The organism is Eisenbergiella massiliensis, from assembly GCF_003435485.1.
Window position 1 is genome coordinate 1 of the sequence record NZ_QVLV01000020.1, and the last position, 1,308, is coordinate 1,308.

1 pseudogene is annotated in these 1,308 nt (G+C 47.2%); it reads right to left on the bottom strand.

The window, feature by feature from the left end:
* Positions 1–280, bottom strand: a pseudogene (locus DXC51_RS21795) (PD-(D/E)XK nuclease family transposase); the annotation flags it as partial.
* Positions 281–1,308 lie beyond the last annotated feature (1,028 nt).

Sequence of the window (1,308 nt, forward strand, 5' to 3'; positions counted from 1 at the left end):
TGGGAAGCACCTGACGGATCACTACCTTTTTCCCCAGCAGCAGCGACAGAAAACGGTTCAACCTGACGGGTGTATATTCCGGACTCATGATTTCCTTGAAAAAAGAATCATAAAGGATCTTTACGCCCTTCATACCCGTACAGAAATCCAGGAACTCTTCCTGCCGTTCAGGCGTCCAGCTCCGGAACAGTGCCTGCAGCCCGCTGCTTTCACCAATTTCTTTCAACACCTCCTTTCTTTCCCTGATAAGCGGAAAATAATTCCTGAGCCTGTTTTCCATAAATATTCCTCCTGTATTAAGTTTTTTGCCATTTACGGATTAATGCTTCGAAAAGGAAGCGCCGAAATGAAAGAACGGCCGGACGGCCGAATACTACAGCAGCATAGATACTGCCGTGTGACGGAATAATAATAACATACTAATTCAATAATATCAACACAAAACTCTGTTGGTTGAAGGATGTTTCACGAAAAAATAAATTCATGCCAATTCATATAGATATCATACTTACCAACCTCATCCCCCGAATCTCCCTGCAAGTTTCTGTACAAAGCACGAGAACTTTGCCACACCCCTTCTTTCATCTATACCATTACTGATACCAGTTTTAATTCATTACACCTGGCCGTAAATACCCGTGGCTGAACTTACACCAGCCAGATTAATGCCACACCTGACATACAAACAATAAGCCCTCACTTTCGTGAGAGCTTATTGACTATGAGGGGGGAGATAGTTTAGTGAGTTGTTTTTCAACTATCTGACACTAATGATACCGGGAAAATGTGTTCATTCTGTGATGAAACTTTAAAAAAGTTCTTAATTCCCTGAAGGAATTATTAAGAAAACAGAAAGATTTCCTCCACCACTTCACCCTTTCCCGTTCCAGCCACCTCCCCCTTTATTTATAACATCATTTCTTCTCTCCTCCACCCTTACGCCCCTCATAACCTGCCCTACAGAAGGAGAGTCCTGCGTGTCCCTGTGTCTCCCTGGGGGGCTGTATGGGGGGATGGTCTGTCAGGGGGATACCTGCCTGCCGGGCCGGACTTCTCTTCCTCCGGGGCCGTCGCGGCCAGCCTCCCTTTTTCCCAGGCGGGGTGGGGGTGTTTTCTGCTCCATTGGAAAAAACGGAGATATTTCTTACTGCCCCGGAAGGCAGGAATCCTGCCGCCCTTAGCGACCTGTCTGACGAACGCAGCCGACGCAGTCGCTGCGTGAGGAGTTCCGGTCGCGTTGGCAGAATTCCTGACTTCCGGGACAGTTAGAAATACCCCGTTTTTGAGACTGGAACAGTAAACACCCCC